We start from the raw sequence: 20016 nt of genomic DNA on the forward strand, positions 1-20016 counted from the left end.
AGACGAACTATCCTGCATCACGCGTTATTAACCACTCTTCTTGCCATCTCTCTCCGGTAAACGCCGATAACGGAGATGTCATCCCGCCTTCATATGGCCCAGGAGATTTATAAAGTGTCTCTTGTGGCTGGGTTAGCAATACATCTATTTATTGTTGATAAAGTGAGGGTTTATATGAGTACGAAATATTCTGCATTATTGACACATGCTGGTACAAAAAAACTAGGAAAAGCAGCCTTATCAGGCATCAAACTTGAAATTACCCATATGGCTGTTGGTGACTTAGTAAAGTGGAAACCTTGGCGAGTGATGCCAATGCGATAGCCGCCACAACACCTCAATTGGGTTGGGTTCCGAACTTCTATTATCAGGTTATAGGGTATTAAGGTTAGCGCTATTCCATTATTTCAAAATGGAATAGTCTCACTATAACCCCTTGTAAATCAGGTGATCGCCTCGGCGATCACCTTACTTTTTATTCAACAGATCTTCCAGTGCCTTAAGGTTTTCATTGCTGCTGTTATTTTCGAGCCAATCTTTGATAGATTTTTTGGCCTTCTGTTGTAATTCATCACGCAACATCGATTCCACATTCAGCGCATATTGCAGGTTATCCCAGTCACCATAAACCCGCAGTGGGATTTTTAATTGCGCCAAGCGCCGTACAAACTCGTTCTGCTTGCCCCATCCCTTGGTCAATTGCACCCATAATGCAACATCGGTGTCCTGTTTCAGTAAATTCGCTCTTCCCTGCCCTTTAATATTGAACATACTTGAAGCCGCTGTAAGTTCACTGATTCTAATCTCACCGCGATCCAAGTGTGCTTTCACTGACATATTCTTAGCTTCAGTGAAATCATCGGTATTCGTGGGTTGACTGACTTGATCTGTTGCCCGTGAAAAAGATTGTTGAATAAGCTGAGGAATGTTCAGCCCTTTCAGGCGGGCATTTTTTAGGTCGATAGTTAAATCACCTTGCCAATCATGAGAAATCGCGTATTCGTCGTAACCTTTCCCTGAAAGATCCCCGTCAACATTAAGTTGACCGCGGAATATCGCCGGCAATGCCAATGCCGTTAACAAAGGCTGGACTTCAATCTTCTGCAAGAGCGGCTTTGTGTGCAGTCTTGCAGGAACAACCGTAGCATCAATCGAAGTCGGCAGCGCAAAATGCCCACCAAACACGTTGCCACTTAATTGCGTAATTTCCGCCAGGCCACTGTTATTAACGGCTTTCAGGCCAAAATGATCAATATTCATGCCCTGATAAATGAATTTATCTGCTGTGAATGAGACATCAGCATCAAATCCTTGCAAAAAGGTAAGATCATAGTCGGATAAGGCGGAAACCGACGTCGCAATCACCGGTTTTAATGAATTATTTTCAACCCGATAATCGTGCTTTGCCTGTGGGGTATTTTTCGCTAAGGCATCCCAGCCCAATAAGTTATCCAGATTAAACGTTGACGAACTCAGGTTGATGGCGTACTGCGGTTTATCTTTCAAGCTGGCAGTAATATCTCCCTTAAGCGCACTCTCATTATTCATTGTCAATGTCATTTTTTGCAGCGAAATTGATTCAGGTGAAGCCTGATATCTCACAATGGCACTTCCCTCTCCTTGGATACCCGTAGACGGCAATCCAATTCCCTGTAATTGGTACTTAAAGGAACTAATGTCAGCCGATAGCCGCTGCGGATAATCAGAAATATCCACCGACGAATTCAGTTCAAATGACAGCTCTTGCTGGTTTTTATTGATCTTACTACGCAGGTTAAGGTCAACGTGATCCTGATCACTTTTTTCCAATAACAAATTGATATCACGGACATTTAACTGGGAATTTTCGTTGATTTGCCAGATCAGCAAGCTATCCACTACCTTGATTCTGGCAATATCCAGTTTCCAGGCCCGACTTCCCGTGACGATGGGATAATGCACATCGCTTTCCGGTGCAATCGGCGCCTCTGGCTGCTTTTGTGGTTGGCTATCTGGAGTGAACCGCAAGACCGCCCCTTTCAGCATCACCTCTTTCACAGCGAGTTGGTGAGACAGCAGTGGCAGCAACTCCACATCCAGACGCATATTTTCTGCCACCACCGCCGGCGCTTTGGCATTCTCAGCGGTTAAAGCGATCTCCCCGGTCAGAATGCTCAACTTTGGCCAAATATGCCAGCGTAAGTCATCCCGAAACACGAGCTGGTAACCACTCTTCTTTTGTACTTGTTTGACGATATAGCCACGAAAATCATTTGGATTCACCAGCATAACCAATGCAGTCAAGCCAGTCACAGTGACTACTAACAAAATAATGAGTGTCGTCAACAATCTTTTCATGACTTCCCCAGTCTCATGTTTACAAGAAGACCATTCTTTCACCAGAAAGCGTTACCAGAAAAGATTACTCCTCACTGATTCGGCTACCCACAGCTCCCTGCTGATTTTTATATTTAGCATCCTGACGTCGGTTATAAGGCCGTTCAGCCGAGCCTGAAAGTGGTTCGAAGCTCAATGCCCCTATGACCATACCGGGACGTAAAGCTAAAGGCAGTTTGCCTGAGTTGTAGAACTCCAGAACAATTTGCCCCTGCCAACCCGGATCAATACGGTGCGCAGTCACATGAACCATCAAGCCAAGGCGCGCCAGCGATGAACGCCCATCTAACCACCCGACTAAATTATCAGGCAGTGTGACAGATTCCAACGTCACTGCCAAAGCCAATTCACCGGGATGGAGGAAAAAGGCTTCTCCATCCGGCAACGTAATTTCATCGCTCATGACACGGTCCAGTGCCGCATTGACTTCTGCCTTAGGGCCACTCAAATCAATATAAGCGGCAGTATGACCACGAAAAATACGAAACTGATTCCCAAGGCACACATCAGCCGTTGCCCCATTAATGCGTTCAACAGGCGGACGAGGGGTAATTACCAGCTTACCTTCATCCAGCCATTTAATAATGTCACGGTCACAGAGTCGCATTATTTCCTCTCAAATACGATGATACTGATGAATGTCTGAACAACAGATTATTCGCAAAATTGGCCAATCTTGGCTTTTAAGATATCAATAGCCACACGGTTTTTCCCACCACGAGGAACAATAATATCGGCATATTGTTTCGATGGCTCGATAAATTGCAGGAACATCGGGCGCACGGTTTTTTTGTATTGCTCCATAACGGAATCCAGTGAACGCCCGCGTTCATTGACATCACGCTTAATACGGCGCATCAAACAAATATCCAGAGGAGTATCGACAAAAATGGAGAAATCCAGCTCTTGGCGTAAACGTTTATCCGTTAATAGTAGAATACCTTCGAGGATAATGACTCTTTTCGGTTCAAAATGAATGGATTCGGGCTTGCGGGTGTGTTCAACGTAGTCATATTGCGGCAATTCAATGGATTTTCCGGCCTTCAATGCCTGAAGATGCTCGAACAATAAATTGTGATCCATTGAATTTGGGTGATCGTAATTAACTTTATAACGCTCTTCTATCGGGGTATGGGTTTGGTCTTTATAATAGCAATCTTCTGGAATAACGCCGATATTGTGGTCACCAACCTGAGCCCGTAATTCTTTATAAAGTGTGCTGGCAATAAGGCTTTTGCCTGAGGCGGAGGCACCTGAAATACCTACGATTGTACACTTATGTGCTTCATCAGCCATACTAAAAATAACCTGGTCAAAAAAGAAAAATAAAGTGGGAATAGGGTGTTTACTGACTCGATGTCGCTAACACCGTGTTTGGCGGATTATAGGGAGTTAATGACTTCTATTCCAGAGTAAACAAGATAAGTCTCGTTTTTTTCGATACGCTTCGCATAAAAATTCCGCAATTCTAGGCATCTGACAGAAAATATTCTACAAATAGAATCCGATACCTTTCGTTGACTGTTACAACCAAGGAAAAATAAAACACCAGAGGAGCAATGAATTAAATTAAATAATATTTAATCCATTGCCAGAAAACGCCGCTCTATCAAAAAGCATTAAACTAAAACGGCGTTTGTCGTAGGTGAGTTGCCCAGTTTCTCAAATTAAATGACGGCTTAAGTCAAACTGAGCGGAAGGAAATTTCAGTTGGGATTTTTTCGCCCTGCCAATACATCTTCGCCGAAATATTGGCCGCAATTTCACGATAAATATCCGCAAATTCGCTGTCAGGCTGGCAGCTCACGGTGGGTTCACCACGATCAAGATCTTCACGCAGTGAGATATGCAGCGGGATCTGCCCCAGTAATTGACAATGATATTTTTCTGCCAGTTTTTCTGCCCCCCCCGTACCAAAAATCGGCTCATGATGGCCGCAGTTGCTGCAAATATGGCTGCTCATGTTCTCAATAATGCCCAACACCGGCACATTGACCTTCTGGAACATAACAATGCCTTTCATCGCATCAATCAAGGCAATGTCCTGTGGTGTTGTGATAACCAATGCCCCGGTCACCGGAATATTCTGGGACAGCGTTAACTGAATATCCCCGGTCCCCGGCGGCATATCAATCACCAAGTAATCCAAATCCGGCCACAGCGTATCTTGCAGCATCTGCATCAAGGCCTTGCTGGCCATCGGGCCACGCCATACCATCGCGTTATCATCAGTAACAAGGTAGCCGATGGAATTGGTTGCCATGCCGTGTACCATAATGGGTGCCATATGCTGCCCATCAGGGGACGTCGGGCGCTCTTTGGCTGTACCCAGCATATTGGGGATGGATGGGCCATAGATATCTGCATCCAAAATCCCCACTTTGGCGCCTTCCAGCGCCAACGCCAGCGCCAGATTCACCGCGGTACTGGATTTTCCTACACCGCCTTTGCCTGAACTGACTGCCACAATATTGCGCACGCCATTGACGCCCGGCAAGTTATTGGCACGGCGCAATGTGCTGATATCGTGGGTTAATCGCCATTCTACCGATTTTGCGCCCGTCGCGGATTGCAACGGTTGAGTGAGGGCTTTCTTCAATACTTCGAAAGCGCGTTTCCAGACAAACGGCATGATTAATTCAATATGCAGTATCCCATCCAGCATGGTGCATTGGTGCAGTGCTTTCAGCGCAATTAAATCTTGCTCTAATGTTGGATGTTTGAATGTTGCCAATATCTTAGCAACCTGTTCTTTCAGCAGGTCAGGATGGGTCTGCTCGGGGGATTGTGAGTTCATCCCGGCTCCTTTTGTTTTATCTTCTTCAACCTAAAACTGTCCCGCCATCATAACAGAAGCAACGGCTTCGGATAAGGAACAAGTAAAAGTGGTGAAGATTTCGCGTTACCCTAGCGACAACGCGCCTTATCAGGTAACATCAAAAACCCTTTTCATTTTACGGAAGTCAGATCCTAACTATGTCTCACGTCGCGAATAAATTACTGGTGACCTGTGCGTTACCTTATGCTAACGGTCCAATTCATCTCGGTCATATTCTGGAACACATTCAGGCTGATATTTGGGTTCGTTATCATCGAATGCGCGGCAAAGAGGTTCACTTTGTCTGTGCCGATGATGCCCACGGTACACCCATTATGCTGAAAGCCCAACAGATTGGGATTTCGCCAGAAGAGATGATTGCCAAGGTGAACCTAGAGCATCAGCAGGATTTTGCTGGTTTTGCCATTAGCTATGATAATTATCACTCTACGCATAGCGAAGAAAACAGAGCCCTTGCCTCTAAAATTTATCTGGAACTGAAAAAGAACGGTTACATTAAAAACCGGACGATTTCCCAATTGTATGATCCCGAGAAAGGCATGTTCCTGCCAGACCGTTTCGTTAAAGGTGCCTGCCCGAAATGTAAGGCGGAAGATCAATATGGCGATAACTGTGAAGTCTGCGGAACTACTTATTCCCCAACGGAATTGATCAACCCGCGTTCCGTTGTCTCCGGCGCCACGCCAGAAATGCGTGATACCGAGCATTTCTTTTTCGATCTGCCGGCGTTCAGCGAGATGCTGCAAAAATGGACGCGCTCCGGCACCTTGCAAGAACAAGTGGCCAATAAAATGCAAGAGTGGTTCGAAGCCGGGCTGCAACAATGGGATATTACCCGTGATTCACCTTATTTTGGCTTTGAGATCCCCGATCAGCCGGGTAAATTTTTCTATGTCTGGCTGGATGCCCCAATTGGCTATATGGGCTCGTTCCAAAATCTGTGTGATAAACGCGGTGACCTGAATTTCGATGAGTTCTGGGCGAAAGATTCGAAAGCCGATCTCTACCATTTCATCGGCAAAGATATCGTTTATTTCCACAGCCTGTTCTGGCCGGCCATGTTGGAAGGCTGTGACTACCGTAAACCCACTAACCTGTTTGTCCACGGCTATATCACGGTTAACGGCACCAAGATGTCCAAGTCCCGTGGCACCTTCATCAAAGCGGAGACTTACCTGAAACACTTTGATGCAGACTGCCTGCGCTATTACTATGCGGCGAAACTCTCTTCCCGCATTGATGATATCGATCTCAATCTGGAAGATTTTGTCCAGCGTGTGAATAGCGATGTCGTTAACAAAGTGGTCAACCTGGCTTCGCGCAATGCCGGCTTTATCAATAAACGTTTTGGCGGCAAACTGGCCGACCAACTGGCTGATCCTGCGCTGTATCAGAAATTTGTCGATGCGGCACAGGTGATTGCGGAAGATTTTACTAACCGTGAATTCGGCAAGGCCATCCGTGAAATTATGGCTCTGGCCGATCTTGCCAACCGCTATGTTGATGAGCAAGCCCCGTGGGTTGTGGCGAAACAAGAGGGTCGTGACGCGGATCTGCAAGCGATCTGCTCAATGGGCATTAATCTGTTCCGTGTGCTGATGACGTACCTGAAACCGGTTCTGCCGGGCTTGACCACTCGTGCAGAAGCCTTCCTGAATACTGAACTGACTTGGGATGGCATCCAGCAACCCCTGCTGAATCATGACGTTTCACCCTTCAAGGCACTGTTCAATCGTATCGAAATGGCGAAAGTGGAAGCGATGATTGCGGATTCAAAAGAGAGCATCGAACCACAGAAAACCGTGACAGGTCCATTGGCAGATGATCCGATTCAGGACACCATCACCTTTGATGATTTTGCTAAGGTTGACCTGCGGATTGCCCTGATCAAACAGGCTGATTTTGTCGAAGGTTCAGATAAGTTATTGAAACTAACCCTTGATCTCGGTGGTGAAACTCGCCAAGTCTTCTCTGGTATTCGTGCCGCTTATCCTGATCCCAAGGCGCTGGAAAATCGTCTGACCGTGATGGTTGCCAACCTTGCTCCACGCAAGATGCGCTTCGGTATTTCAGAAGGGATGGTGATGGCGGCAGGTCCCGGTGGAAAAGAGATTTTCCTGTTAAGCCCAGACAGCGGCGCCCAACCCGGTATGCAGGTTAAATGATCATGGCACATCTTTAACAAAGATTATTAATTATCAAATAGATAATAAAGCGGGCTCCCCAAAAGGCCCGCTTTTTTATGTGATGTATGGCACATTTACAACGTTAGTCGTATGATAAGACCCTCGCTATATTGAGGAATAATTGATGATGTCTTTCCAAAATGTGCTGATGATAGGTTGGCAATACCTGCGCGCATTTGCGCTGCTCTATTTGTGCCTGATCGCGGGGAATATCATTTCAGCACGACTTCCTTTCTCTCTCCCCGGCAGCATTATTGGCTTACTGCTTCTGTTTTGTTTACTCGCATTCCAAATTATTCCCTCACACTGGGTAAAACCAGGCTGTAGTCTGTTGATGAAAAACATGACACTGCTCTTTTTGCCCATTGGGGTGGGGATCATGGATTATTATCCACAACTTAGCCAACAGATGCTGCCGATCCTCCTTTCTTGTGTCGTTAGTACCGTCATTGTTATGGTCGTCGTTGCTTACTGCTCCCACTATGTTCATCGTGAACGCATCATTATTGGTACTAAGCCTAAGCCGGAAGAGAAAGAAAAATGTTAAGTCATATTTGGTGGTCATTGCCGTTAACTCTGATGGTATTTTATTGTGCCAAAAAGCTGTCCGTCCGGCTCAAACTGCCGGTATTTAATCCCTTATTGATATCCATGGCCGTTATCATTCCCTTGCTGCTGATGACGCATACACCTTATACACACTATTTTGCCGGCAGCCGGATACTGAACGATTTGTTGCAACCTGCGGTTGTTGCCTTGGCTTTCCCGCTGTATGAACAGCTACATCAAATCCGCGCCCAGTGGAAATCCATTATTAGCGTCTGTTTTATTGGCAGCATGGTCGCCATGATCACGGGGACTGCCATCGCATTATGGGCAGGTGCTACACCTGAAATTGCCGCCTCTGTCCTGCCTAAATCAGTAACGACTCCCATTGCGATGGCAGTGGCCACTTCCATTGGCGGAATTCCTGCCATTAGCGCAGCTTGTGTCATTGCAGTCGGTATTTTGGGCGCTATTTTTGGTCACAATCTATTTAACGTGCTCAAAATAAAAACACAGGCTTCGCGGGGATTGGCAATGGGCACCGCCTCCCATGCGGTGGGAACGGCTCGCTGTGCGGAAATGGACCATATTGAAGGGGCATACAGTTCGCTGGCCTTAATGACCTGCGGCATTATTACCTCACTGATTGCACCGTTTCTATTCCCGATATTACTGCATCTGTTTGGTTAATTATTCCACAAATAACTCAGCTATTAGAGGTGAAGTGATTCATGGCTGCTGCAACCAATCATGGTGATTGGAATGGTTATGAAATCGTAACGTAAAAGTGAACAAATCCACTGAGATATTAAAAATTTGATATAAATCACTAAAATAATATCTTTATTACACCAATTTCACTAATTTTATGGTTGTTATCACATTGCAAACCTGAAAAGACGTCCTAGAATGATCTTCAACTAATATGGAGATCATTCTATGCAAGCTCGTTTTCACGCTATTTGGCCGGAAATTGCGCCCAGATTGCAAAAAGCGCTACTGCCTTATCTTGGCAATGACGATTTTCCAGCTATGCTGACAGCAGAGCAAGTGGAAGCCATCAAACAGATCAGCGGATTTGATGAGCAGGCACTGGCACTGGCTTTATTGCCGCTTGCCGCAGCCTGCTCCCTGGCGCCTATTTCTCATTTTTATGTTGGCGCAATTGCACGGGGAGAAAGCGGTAATCTCTATTTCGGTGCCAATATGGAATTCGTCGGCGTTCCCTTACAGCAAACCGTTCATGCAGAGCAATCCGCCATCACGCATGCTTGGCTGCGTGGGGAGAGAAAACTGGTTTCCATCACGATCAACTATTCACCCTGCGGTCATTGCCGGCAATTTATGAATGAATTGAACAGTGGAACACAATTGGCAGTTTACCTGCCCAACCGTCCACAGTTAACATTGGCCGACTACTTGCCGGAAGCCTTTGGCCCGCGTGATTTGGCCGATACGCCATTATTGCTGGATACGGTTAATCACGGCTATTCATTGGCGACCCGCGACGAATTGGTTCAGGCAGCACTGGAGGCAGCGAACCGTAGCCATGCACCTTATAGCCAATCCCATGCCGGCATTGCCCTGCTGGATGAACAAGGGAAAATTTATACTGGCCGTTATGCGGAAAATGCTGCATTTAATCCGAGTTTGCCACCTTTACAGGCAGCGCTGATAGTGATGAATATGGCAGGTGGAAATTGTCAATCCATAAAACGAGCGGTATTGGTGGAAAACGGAAATAGCCATTTATCACAATGGAGTGCGACGGAATCCACATTAACTGCTCTTGGCTGTACAAAAGTAGAACGGTACACATTTTAAGAATATACGCCCTAAAAGCAAAAATTGAGTAACTTAACAAAATAGCAACCTTACCCCCGATTAGCATCCAAGGGGGCAAAATAAAATATTTAGTAACATTTTATTAGCTAATTCTGTATGTTATCTCTCATTTTTGCTCATGATAATGATAACTAAGTAACATTTACTGTACTTATTTTTCTTATCTTCTTAGGATCTATAACCGATTTTGTCATTAATAAGTTCGAAGAGTAAGCATCATGGAACTGGAACACGAAAGCAAACGCCCTCTCTATATTCCCTACGCTGGCCCTATCCTGTTGGAATTCCCTCTGTTGAATAAAGGCAGTGCCTTTACAGAAGAAGAACGCAGTCATTTCAACTTGCACGGCTTACTGCCACAAACCGTTGAAACGATAGAAGAGCAGGCCGAACGCGCCTACCGCCAATATCGCGATTTCAAAAATGACACCGATAAACACATTTATTTAAGGAATATTCAGGATACCAACGAAACGCTGTTTTACCGGCTCCTTGACGCCCATCTCAGCGAAATGATGCCGATTATCTACACGCCAACCGTTGGGGCAGCCTGCGAACACTTTTCCGACATTTACCGCCGTGCCCGTGGCTTGTTTATCTCCTACCCAAACCGGGATTACATTGATGACATGCTGCAAAATGCTACCAAGCAGAATGTCAAAGTTATCGTGGTTACTGATGGTGAGCGCATTCTTGGTTTGGGTGATCAGGGCATCGGCGGCATGGGGATTCCTATCGGTAAACTGTCACTATATACCTCCTGTGGCGGGATCAGCCCGGCTTATACCCTGCCCGTGGTGCTGGATGTCGGGACTAATAACCCACAACGCCTCAATGACCCTCTCTACATGGGCTGGCGTCATCCGCGCATTACCGGCAAAGAGTACGATGAATTTGTGGATGAATTTATTCAGGCCGTGAAACGTCGCTGGCCTAACGTACTGCTGCAATTTGAAGATTTTGCCCAGAACAATGCCATGCCGCTGTTGACCCGTTATCGCGATGAGCTTTGTTGTTTCAATGATGATATCCAAGGCACCGCCGCCGTTGCCTTGGGTAGCCTGATTGCCGCCAGCCATGCCGCAGGCCACCAATTGAAAGATCAAACGGTGGCATTTCTGGGTGCCGGCTCCGCGGGCTGTGGTATTGCAGAACAGATCATTGCCCAGATGAAATCGGAAGGATTGAGTGATGAACAGGCGCGTGCCCGTGTGTTTATGGTTGACCGCTTCGGTCTCCTGACTGACAAGCTGCCAAACTTACTGGATTTCCAAAGTGCCTTGGTACAAAAAAGCACGGCCTTGCAATCATGGGATGTCACCAACGATTCTCTCTCATTAATGGATGTGGTTCGCAATGCCAAGCCGACTGTCCTGATTGGTGTTTCCGGTCAGTCAGGTCTGTTCTCTGAAGAAATTATCCGTGAAATGCACAAACATTGTGAACGCCCAATCGTGATGCCACTGTCCAACCCAACATCGCGAGTGGAAGCCCGCCCGGAAGACATCATCAACTGGACAAACGGCCAAGCGCTGGTCGCAACAGGCAGCCCGTTTGCCCCCGTGAAATATGATGGTCAGGAATACCCCATCGCACAATGTAACAACTCCTATATCTTCCCGGGGATCGGTTTAGGTGTTATCGCTGCCGGTGCCAAGCGCGTCACCGATGATATGTTGATGGCGGCCAGCCGCACATTGGCGGATTGTTCACCGCTGGCGCAAACCGGCTCTGGCCCGTTGTTGCCGCTGATTGATGACATCCAGGATGTTTCCCGCAAGATAGCCAAAGAAGTGGCGAAAAAAGCCCAAATTCAAGGCGTCGCGGTGGTGACATCGGAAGATGCACTGGATGAAGCGATTGAGCGCAATTTCTGGAAACCAGAATATCGCATCTATAAACGCACTTCATTCTGATCATCTCTGTTAACGCCTGCCAATCGGATTGGCAGGCGTTAAAAATAACCTAAACAAACTCACCAGTTAAACTATCACTCACCTCTCAGCATTGAATCAGATGAGTTCTGATATACTCCAGCGAAAACTTGCTTCGCTATTTCAAGTCAAGTAGCCTTTAGGACAATTAATTCATCAGCACATATCACTTTTAAGGCAAACAAAAATCATGTGGAAACGCTTGATTACGGGTTTCATTTTTATCATTGCTGCCCTGATATTGACAGCCATTATGCTTGATCGTTGGATTAGCTGGAAAACCGCCCCTTACATTTTTGATGATCTCAGACAACTTCCTGAACGGGAAGTCGGTATGGTACTTGGCACATCTAAATATTATAAGACGGGTAAATATAACCAATATTATTTCTACCGAATTCAAGGCGCCGCTAATGCTTACAACAGTGGAAAAGTCAAATACCTGCTATTGAGTGGGGATAACGCCCAACATAATTATAATGAACCCATTACCATGCGGAAGGATTTGATCAAGGCAGGCGTTCCGGCCAGTAGCATTGTCATGGATTTTGCCGGTTTCAGAACACTGGACTCAGTTGTCAGAACCCGAAAGGTGTTTGATACCAATGACTTTACTATCATCACCCAGCGCTTCCATTGCGAACGAGCGCTGTTTATCGCCATGCACTTTGGTATAGAAGCACAATGTTATGTCGTTCCCTCCCCGAAAAATATGATGACAATTCGTCTCAGGGAAGTATTGGCGCGTCTCGGTGCCTTAACTGACCTCTATATTTTAAAACGTGAACCGCGCTTTTTAGGCCCATTAACGCCCATTCCTGCGCCACATACCATACCAACAGGAATTCAAGGTTATCCTGCGGTATCACCGGAAGAATTGCAGGAATTAGAAAGAAAGCCACAAAAGAAATAAGCATGGAGTTGCAGTTTACCTAAAAACGAAAACTGCAACTTAAAATCTGTCAAACCTTACCTGCCAATTTTGCGGTTAAACCGCGCCAGAGTTTTTCCATCGGCCCCTGAGAATAATGTTTCAACCACCAGCAAGCAAACCCGATATTCAATGCCCAGATAAAGGGAATAAATGCCATCAACTCTAAACGACTAAACTGCCCAAATAATTCAAAGCGATAAAAAAGTGTGGTGCAAATCAGTGTTTGCAGTAAGTAGCTGCTCAGGGCCATTTTCCCGACCTGCCGGAGCCAAAACGCGATTTTCCAATGTGAAATAGCGGGCCAAAATCCATAAATTAACGCGATATAAGCCAATGCCAGTAACGGTGTTGCCAATTCGGTAATGGTATAACGAACCGTCCATGAAGCAAAATAACTGTAGGGATATAAATATTGTATCGACAAAGCAATACATTGAATCGCCATACCCGCAGGCAGCAGGCATAACGCCAGCCGGCGGTAATGCCTGCGACTGAATTTCCCTTTTAACCAACCATTGCGCAGTAACATGGCGCCACAAAGCATCACTCCCACTATTTGCCAACCGTATTGCACAACCACCACAATCATCGCGCCGCTTATTTGGCGAATACGATATTCTATCGCTAATAATCCACCATAGGTTTTCCAGTAGCTTTCATGAAAAATATCCTCCGCTGTAGGTTGCCAGAATGAATTATTTTCCCCTAGAGGAAACAACCCCAGAAGATAAAACATCATCACGCCGAACAAATAGCACGTTGCCGCGGTACTAAACAGCGTTTGCCGGGTATTGATAAAATGCCATGCCAATAAGCCAACAATGCCATATGGCAACAAGATATCGCCATCCCACAGCAAGACTCCGTGCAACAAACCAATAACAGCCAAAACCAGTAGCCTGGGAATATTCCAGTCACGCCCCCGCTGCCGGAGCAATTCGAGTGATGCACCAAACAACAGCGTCAAGATGAACAGAAATTTGCCCTGAGTAAAGGCGTTCAATACCGACCATGTCATTACATCAGAAAATGAGACTGAATCTTTATAAAACAGATTCATATAAGCTGCATAGGGCAAAGCAAAACTGGAAATATTCAGCAACAATATTCCCAAAATGGCAAAACCACGCACGCTATCCAGCACCTCAATCCTCTGATGTACGCCCCCATTACAACTGTGTTTCATGGTAATAGAAATTCATCATGATAAATGTAGGGGACGCACGGCACGCAGAAATTCCTGGCGTGTATTCTGGCTGGTTTTAAATAACCCGCCCAGAGATGTTGTCGTCGTGGTACTGGTGGCATCGCGAATGCCACGCGCTTTCACACAATAATGGACCGCATCAATGGATACAGCGACATTATTCGTGCCAAGCAGGGTTTGTAGTGCAATCAGGATCTGCTGTGTCAAACGCTCCTGCACTTGCGGACGCTGCGCAAAAAACTGCACAATCCGGTTAATCTTCGACAAACCAATCACTTTATCCTTAGGGATATACGCCACCGTGGCTTTGCCATCAATGGTGACAAAATGGTGTTCACAGGTGCTGGTCATCGTAATATCACGCACGGTCACCATTTCATCCACTTTCATTTTATTTTCTATCAGGGTAATTTTCGGAAAATTTTTATAATTCAACCCTGAAAATATCTCATCCACATACATTTTCGCGATACGACTGGGTGTATCCGCCAAACTGTCATCACTCAAATCGAGATTCAACAGCTTCATAATTTCTGTCATGTGTTCCTCAATGCGCACCTTGCGCACCTCTGGCTCCAAAGTTTGTTCACGCAATGGGGTTTCAAGACCACGGGCAACCAGTGCCGAATGCACCAGTTCAGCTTCTGTACTTAGGGATGACATCAGTTTCTCCAAGGGAATATTTTCCGTTACCTAAGGGAAATAAGGACGCTTATTTTACGCAGATATCCACGAATGTGACACTACACAATATCGATTTATTTATCTTGTTTTGCGCCGATATCGTCTTCGTGCACAACATACCTGTCGTACTTCAAGATAGATTGATTATCTCCCCTTGGCGTGAGGAGATAATCAGCGGCTTTTATCTGCGAGCGGCAACTTGAAGTTTATAGGGTCTTATTCCCCACAACTATACCTGTAGATCATCCATATCAATGCAACGAATCAGGCGGGTTTACGCGGCGTATTGGTGCGATAAAATACCAAGGCCCCGGCAATGAGCAACCCAATAAATGCAATATACAACGCCGGTTCCAGTTTGCCTGTCAGCCATGTTGAAATGGCGGATAACATGGGCCCGACCAGTTGCCCCAGCGCATACCCTGTGGTCAGCAATCCCGCCATATAACGCGCATGATGAAGCGCCAGTTCACGGCCATACTGCAAAGCCAGTTGCACCACACACATAAATCCACCGCCTACCAGCAAAGCCCCTGTCATCAAACCACCAATGCCCGGCACCATTTCCGCAATCAAAATACCCAGTGCCTGAAGCCATAATGTCACTGCCAGACGGGTTTGAGCGGTTGCTACATTACGCAGCAAAATGCCCAACATAATGCCAATAACCGAAGCACCCCCAAATATTGGCCAGACAAATTGGGCAAACAAGCTATCAGGAAAACGCGCTGTCGCCATTTGAGAAAGAAAGGTCGCCGGCAAAATATAGCCAAAGCCAGCCAGACTATAACTCCATACCAATCGCTTGATTTCCGGTGTCAGACTCAATGCCTGGATCGCCGTTTGCGGACGGTGCAATTCCCCGCTGCGAGGAAGATAGCGACTGATATAAAGGCTGAATAATAGCGCTAAAATGCCATATAACATCCACGCACTGGCTGCGCCCATCTGCCAGGATTGAACCCCAACTGCCAGTATGCCGCTGATAAAGATCCCGACGCCTGTGCCAGAGAAAACCGCCGCACTCAACCCCGGACGATTCAGTTTTCCCAATTCCTCATTCGCCCACGCAGCGACCAGTACCAACGTCCAGCCACTGGCCCAGCCAATAAAAAAACGGGCAATACTGTGCAATATCGGCCCATCCAATAAGGCGGAAAGCAAAGTTATTATGACGGCTCCCCATAATCCGCTCCATAAACGGTATTCCACAAAACGTTGCGCCCGCATGGCATCATAAGAACCCGCCAGATAACCGAGATAATTGAATGCGGCAACGATGCCGGCACTTGTCAAGGTGAGTTGGGATTGTGCGATCATCAATGGAACTTGTGGGGTAAAGGTGAAGCGCCCTATTCCCATGGCAACAACTAACGCAAGGAAACCGCTTAATGCAATCTGGAAGGCTTGATAGTGACGATGATGAGAGATAACAGTTTGATTTTTCATAGTGATCAACGAGTAGTGGAATGAATTGTTTGAGTTAGCATTGTTCAGCCATAACAAATCATATATATAATATATATCTTTTATTAACAATGTGTTTCTCTGTGACAATCCGCCTTTCCTGTCATTCCCCATCAAGGCAATCTTTGCCATAATGCCCCGAATACCAGCATAAACACGTGTCCGTAATCTGTGAGAATGACAATTTGCGGCATATAGGGAGTTTGTTATGGATCACTGTCATACCTCAGACTTAATTTCACTTGAGCAAGCACGGGAAAAATTACTGGTACAAACTGTCCCCCTGACTTGCAGAGAAATCCTTAACCTGCCCGAATCTGCGGGTCGAATTACCGCCACTGATATCATTTCCCCGATCAACGTTCCCTCTTTTGATAACTCAGCGATGGATGGTTATGCCATTCGCCTCGCCGATCTTCATGGCAAACAGACTTTGCCCGTAGCAGGCAAAGCGCTGGCGGGCGCGCCGTTTCGGGGAGCATGGCCGGCTGGCAGTTGCATCCGCATTATGACCGGTGCCCCGGTGCCTCCCGGTACGGATGCCGTGGTAATGCAGGAACACACCGAAGTGACTGAAACCGGGATTCGATTCATTCATCCGGTCAAATCAGGGCAAAACATCCGTACCATTGGGGAAGATATCACGCAGAATTCAGTGGTATTGCCAAAAGGAACCCAGCTCTCCACCGTACAATTACCGCTGATGGCTTCACTGGGTATTGCAACGGTTGATGTGGTGCGCAAACTGAAAGTGGCCATTTTTTCAACCGGTGACGAGTTACAAGCCATCGGTAAACCCTTGCAGGCAGGTCAAATTTACGATACCAACCGATTTGCGATTCGCCTGATGCTGGAAAAACTGGGCTGTGAAATTATCGACTTGGGCGTGATCCGCGATGATCCCAATACGTTGCGCCAAACCTTTATCGACGCAGATAAACACGCGGATTTAGTGATCAGCAGCGGAGGCGTTTCGGTGGGTGAAGCAGATTACACCAAACAGATTTTAGATGAAGTGGGAACAATCAGTTTCTGGAAACTCGCTATTAAACCGGGTAAACCCTTTGCCTTTGGTCAATTGGAACATGCCTGGTTCTGCGGCTTGCCGGGCAATCCCGTGTCTGCCGTGCTCACGTTTTATCAACTGGTGCAACCGCTGATTGCGCATTTATCGGGGTTTACCGCATGGCAACCCCCGATGCGTCTGACGGCCAAGACGACGACGCCTTTGAAGAAATCCCCCGGCAGGCTGGATTTTCAACGCGGTATGGCTTCCCTGAATGCACAGGGAGAGTTAGCAGTGCAAACCACAGGGCATCAAGGTTCCCATATCTTTAGTTCATACAGTCTCGGTAACTGTTTTATTGTTTTGGAACGGGAACGTGGACACGTTGCGATCGGCGAAACAGTGCAAATCGAATTTTTCAACCACTTATTGAAAAATCAGTAAGATAATTTCAAGAAGATAGCGAAAAATGACCGTTGAACTGACCAATGAAGAAATGTTGCGTTATAACCGACAAATTGTCTTACGTGGTTTCGACTTCGACGGGCAGGAAAGATTAAAATCGGCCAAGGTACTCATTGTCGGTATGGGCGGCCTCGGTTGCGCGGCTGCCCAATATCTTGCAGCGGCGGGGATTGGTACCCTGACCCTGCTGGATTTTGACACGGTTTCCCTTTCCAATCTGCAACGGCAGATCCTCCATCGCGATGCACGCATTGGGTTGGCAAAAGTGGATTCTGCGGCGCTGACTCTGCGGGAGATCAATCCCCATATCCGCATCAATCCGGTTGACGGGCGTTTGGATGATCCGGCGCTGGATAAGTTAGTGAGTCAACACGAAATAGTGCTCGACTGTACGGATAATGTTGCCATTCGCGAACAACTGAATCGACTGTGTTATGGCCGCAAGATACCGTTGGTTTCGGGGGCGGCAATCCGTATGGAAGGCCAGCTTGCTGTTTTTACTTACCAGCCGCAAGCGCCTTGTTATCGCTGCCTGAGTCGCTTGTTCGGTGAAAACCGCCTGACGTGTGTTGAAGCGGGCGTTATGGCACCCTTGGTCGGCACGATCGGCTCGTTACAGGCAATGGAAGCCATTAAGTTACTGGCGCAATACGGGCAAAGCTGTCATGGCAAGGTATTACTTTTTGATGCCATGACAATGCAGTTTCGCCAAATCATGTTGCCGAAAGATCCGCGGTGTGAGGTTTGTCAATCGTAAGACGAAAGCGGCTGATTATCTCCCCGCGCTGCGGGGGAGATAATCAGTCATCATGCGATTTATTCGGCAATATTACTCAACAATACCCTGACTTCCCAGGTATTCATCATAAGAGCCTTTAAAATCAATCACTTTATCGGATTTAATCTCCAGAATACGGCTCGCCAGTGAACTGACAAAGGCACGGTCATGAGAGACAAAAATCAGCGTTCCCTGATAGAGTTCCAGTGCCAGGTTCAAGGATTCAATCGATTCCATATCCAGGTGGTTGGTCGGTTCATCCATCAACAGAATATTAGGCTTGTGCATCATCAGCTTACCAAACAGCATCCGGCCTTGCTCACCACCGGAAAGTACGCCGACTTTCTTCTTGATATCATCCTGCCCGAACAACAAACGACCAAGGATACCGCGCACGGCCTGCTCATCATCCCCTTCGCGCTTCCATTGGCTCATCCACTCAAAAACCGTCATATCACAGTTAAAATCGCTGGCATGATCCTGCGCATAATAACCAATGGTGCTGTTTTCCGACCATTTCACCGTGCCGCTGCTTGGGTTTTCTTCCCCAACCAGCGTTTTCAGGAAGGTGGTTTTACCGATACCGTTTTCACCGATCACCGCCACTTTTTCGCCCACTTCCAGCAGCAGATTCAGATTCTTGAATAATGGTTCCTTATCGTAACCCTTGGTCAAACCTTCCAATTCCAGTGCATTACGGAACAGTTTTTTCTCCTGTTCAAAGCGAATATAAGGATTTTGACGGCTGGAAGCCTTCACTTCTTCCAACTGGATCTTATCAATTTGACGGGCGCGGGAAGTCGCCTGTTTAGACTTGGAAGCATTGGCGCTGAAACGGCTGACGAATGACTGCAATTCGGCAATCTGCGCCTTTTTCTTGGCATTATCTGCCATCAGGCGTTCGCGAGCTTGTGTTGCGGCGATCATATATTCATCATAGTTACCGGGGAACAAACGCAGTTCACCGTAATCCAGATCGGCCATATGTGTACATACCGTATTCAGGAAATGACGGTCATGGGAAATGATGATCATGGTACTGTTACGGTCGTTGAGCACTTGCTCCAACCAGCGGATGGTATCGATATCCAGGTTGTTGGTTGGCTCATCAAGCAGCAGGACGTCAGGGTTGGAAAACAGGGCCTGCGCCAGCAATACGCGCAATTTCCAGCCCGGCGCCACGGCACTCATCAGGCCATAATGCTGCTCGACGGGGATGCCGACACCCAGCAATAATTCGCCGGCACGCGCTTCTGCGCTGTAACCATCCATCTCACCATACGCGACTTCCAAATCAGCGACCCGATAGCCATCTTCTTCGCTCATTTCTGCCATCGCATAAATGCGGTCACGTTCCTGTTTGACTTCCCACAGCTCCGTGTGCCCCATGATGACGGTATCCAACACGGTATATTCTTCGAAAGCGAACTGATCCTGGCGCAATTTACCCAAACGCTCATTCGGGTCAAGGCTGACATTACCGGAAGTTGGGGCTAAATCTCCGCCCAGGATTTTCATGAACGTCGATTTACCTGCCCCATTCGCGCCAATCAAACCATACCGGTTGCCGTTGCCGAATTTGACAGAAATATTTTCAAACAGTGGCTTACTGCCAAACTGCATAGTGATGTTGTTTGTACTTAACACAACTGTTGCTCTTAAAGTGGATAAAAAAGGGAGATTATGAAATCGATAGCCACGCATTATGCCACAACAGGCAAATATAGAACAAAAAATAGTACTGTTATA

General features: G+C 46.8%; 17 protein-coding genes. 9 read left to right on the forward strand and 8 right to left on the reverse strand.

The window, feature by feature from the left end:
- The first annotated feature begins 114 nt into the window (after nt 1–114).
- Nucleotides 115–324: a phage tail-collar fiber domain-containing protein gene (locus PSI15_RS12625; protein ID WP_273583835.1), complete on the forward strand. Its 210-nt coding sequence runs from the start codon at nt 115–117 to the stop codon at nt 322–324.
- A 144-nt stretch (nt 325–468) separates the two neighbouring features.
- Here the strand turns inward: PSI15_RS12625 and asmA are convergent, their stop codons facing one another.
- The 4 genes from asmA to apbC all read right to left on the reverse strand — a co-directional run bounded on the left by asmA (nt 469) and on the right by apbC (nt 5173).
- Nucleotides 469–2337, reverse strand: coding sequence for an outer membrane assembly protein AsmA (gene asmA / locus PSI15_RS12630; RefSeq protein WP_273583836.1), 1869 nt, complete (start codon nt 2335–2337; stop codon nt 469–471).
- Nucleotides 2338–2401: 64 nt separating this feature from the next.
- Entirely contained in the window at nt 2402–2983 is a 582-nt protein-coding gene (dcd, locus tag PSI15_RS12635) for a dCTP deaminase (RefSeq protein ID WP_273583837.1), read from the reverse strand.
- 47 nt (nt 2984–3030) lie between these two features.
- Nucleotides 3031–3672, reverse strand: a complete 642-nt coding sequence (gene udk, locus PSI15_RS12640) for a uridine kinase (protein WP_045969799.1) — start codon at nt 3670–3672, stop codon at nt 3031–3033.
- A gap of 388 nt (nt 3673–4060) precedes the next feature.
- Nucleotides 4061–5173, reverse strand: a complete 1113-nt coding sequence (gene apbC, locus PSI15_RS12645) for an iron-sulfur cluster carrier protein ApbC (RefSeq protein ID WP_273583838.1) — start codon at nt 5171–5173, stop codon at nt 4061–4063.
- Nucleotides 5174–5352: 179 nt separating this feature from the next.
- Here apbC and metG point away from each other — a divergent pair, with 179 nt between their 5' ends.
- From metG to sanA, 6 genes are all read left to right on the forward strand, one after another.
- The gene (gene metG, locus PSI15_RS12650) at nt 5353–7380 is read left to right on the forward strand and encodes a methionine--tRNA ligase (protein WP_273583839.1); all 2028 of its coding nucleotides are present in this window, start codon (nt 5353–5355) and stop codon (nt 7378–7380) included.
- A gap of 148 nt (nt 7381–7528) precedes the next feature.
- Complete coding sequence (locus PSI15_RS12655) at nt 7529–7948, forward strand: CidA/LrgA family protein (protein ID WP_045973371.1); 420 nt, start codon at nt 7529–7531, stop codon at nt 7946–7948.
- Nucleotides 7942–8637, forward strand: coding sequence for a CidB/LrgB family autolysis modulator (locus PSI15_RS12660; RefSeq protein ID WP_273583840.1), 696 nt, complete (start codon nt 7942–7944; stop codon nt 8635–8637). The genes PSI15_RS12655 and PSI15_RS12660 overlap by 7 nt, the downstream gene beginning before the upstream one ends.
- A gap of 249 nt (nt 8638–8886) precedes the next feature.
- Nucleotides 8887–9771, forward strand: coding sequence for a cytidine deaminase (gene cdd / locus PSI15_RS12665; protein ID WP_273583841.1), 885 nt, complete (start codon nt 8887–8889; stop codon nt 9769–9771).
- Between the two features lie 239 nt (nt 9772–10010).
- Nucleotides 10011–11708: an NAD-dependent malic enzyme gene (locus PSI15_RS12670; RefSeq protein WP_045969790.1), complete on the forward strand. Its 1698-nt coding sequence runs from the start codon at nt 10011–10013 to the stop codon at nt 11706–11708.
- Nucleotides 11709–11916: 208 nt separating this feature from the next.
- Nucleotides 11917–12639 carry an outer membrane permeability protein SanA gene (sanA, locus tag PSI15_RS12675; RefSeq protein ID WP_045969788.1) on the forward strand — a complete coding sequence of 241 codons (723 nt, stop codon included), beginning with the start codon at nt 11917–11919 and terminating at the stop codon, nt 12637–12639.
- A gap of 49 nt (nt 12640–12688) precedes the next feature.
- Here sanA and yeiB read toward each other — a convergent pair whose 3' ends face one another.
- From yeiB to PSI15_RS12690, 3 genes are all read right to left on the reverse strand, one after another.
- On the reverse strand, nt 12689–13846 hold the full coding sequence (gene yeiB, locus PSI15_RS12680) for a DUF418 domain-containing protein YeiB (protein WP_273583842.1): 1158 nt from the start codon (nt 13844–13846) through the stop codon (nt 12689–12691).
- Between the two features lie 15 nt (nt 13847–13861).
- Nucleotides 13862–14530 (reverse strand): GTP cyclohydrolase I FolE, encoded by a 669-nt coding sequence (folE, locus tag PSI15_RS12685; protein WP_273583843.1) that lies wholly within the window; start codon nt 14528–14530, stop codon nt 13862–13864.
- A 285-nt stretch (nt 14531–14815) separates the two neighbouring features.
- Complete coding sequence (locus PSI15_RS12690) at nt 14816–16000, reverse strand: YbfB/YjiJ family MFS transporter (RefSeq protein ID WP_273583844.1); 1185 nt, start codon at nt 15998–16000, stop codon at nt 14816–14818.
- A gap of 226 nt (nt 16001–16226) precedes the next feature.
- Here PSI15_RS12690 and moeA point away from each other — a divergent pair, with 226 nt between their 5' ends.
- Together moeA and moeB are read left to right on the forward strand one after the other, a co-directional pair.
- Nucleotides 16227–17468 carry a molybdopterin molybdotransferase MoeA gene (moeA, locus tag PSI15_RS12695; protein WP_273583845.1) on the forward strand — a complete coding sequence of 414 codons (1242 nt, stop codon included), beginning with the start codon at nt 16227–16229 and terminating at the stop codon, nt 17466–17468.
- 25 nt (nt 17469–17493) lie between these two features.
- Entirely contained in the window at nt 17494–18246 is a 753-nt protein-coding gene (gene moeB, locus PSI15_RS12700) for a molybdopterin-synthase adenylyltransferase MoeB (RefSeq protein WP_273583846.1), read from the forward strand.
- A 72-nt stretch (nt 18247–18318) separates the two neighbouring features.
- Here moeB and PSI15_RS12705 read toward each other — a convergent pair whose 3' ends face one another.
- A complete protein-coding gene (locus PSI15_RS12705) occupies nt 18319–19914 on the reverse strand; it encodes an ABC-F family ATPase (RefSeq protein ID WP_045969774.1) in 1596 nt (531 codons plus the stop codon).
- Nucleotides 19915–20016: the final 102 nt, after the last annotated feature.

The organism is Xenorhabdus sp. PR6a (assembly GCF_028599065.1).
Lineage (GTDB): Bacteria > Pseudomonadota > Gammaproteobacteria > Enterobacterales > Enterobacteriaceae > Xenorhabdus > Xenorhabdus doucetiae.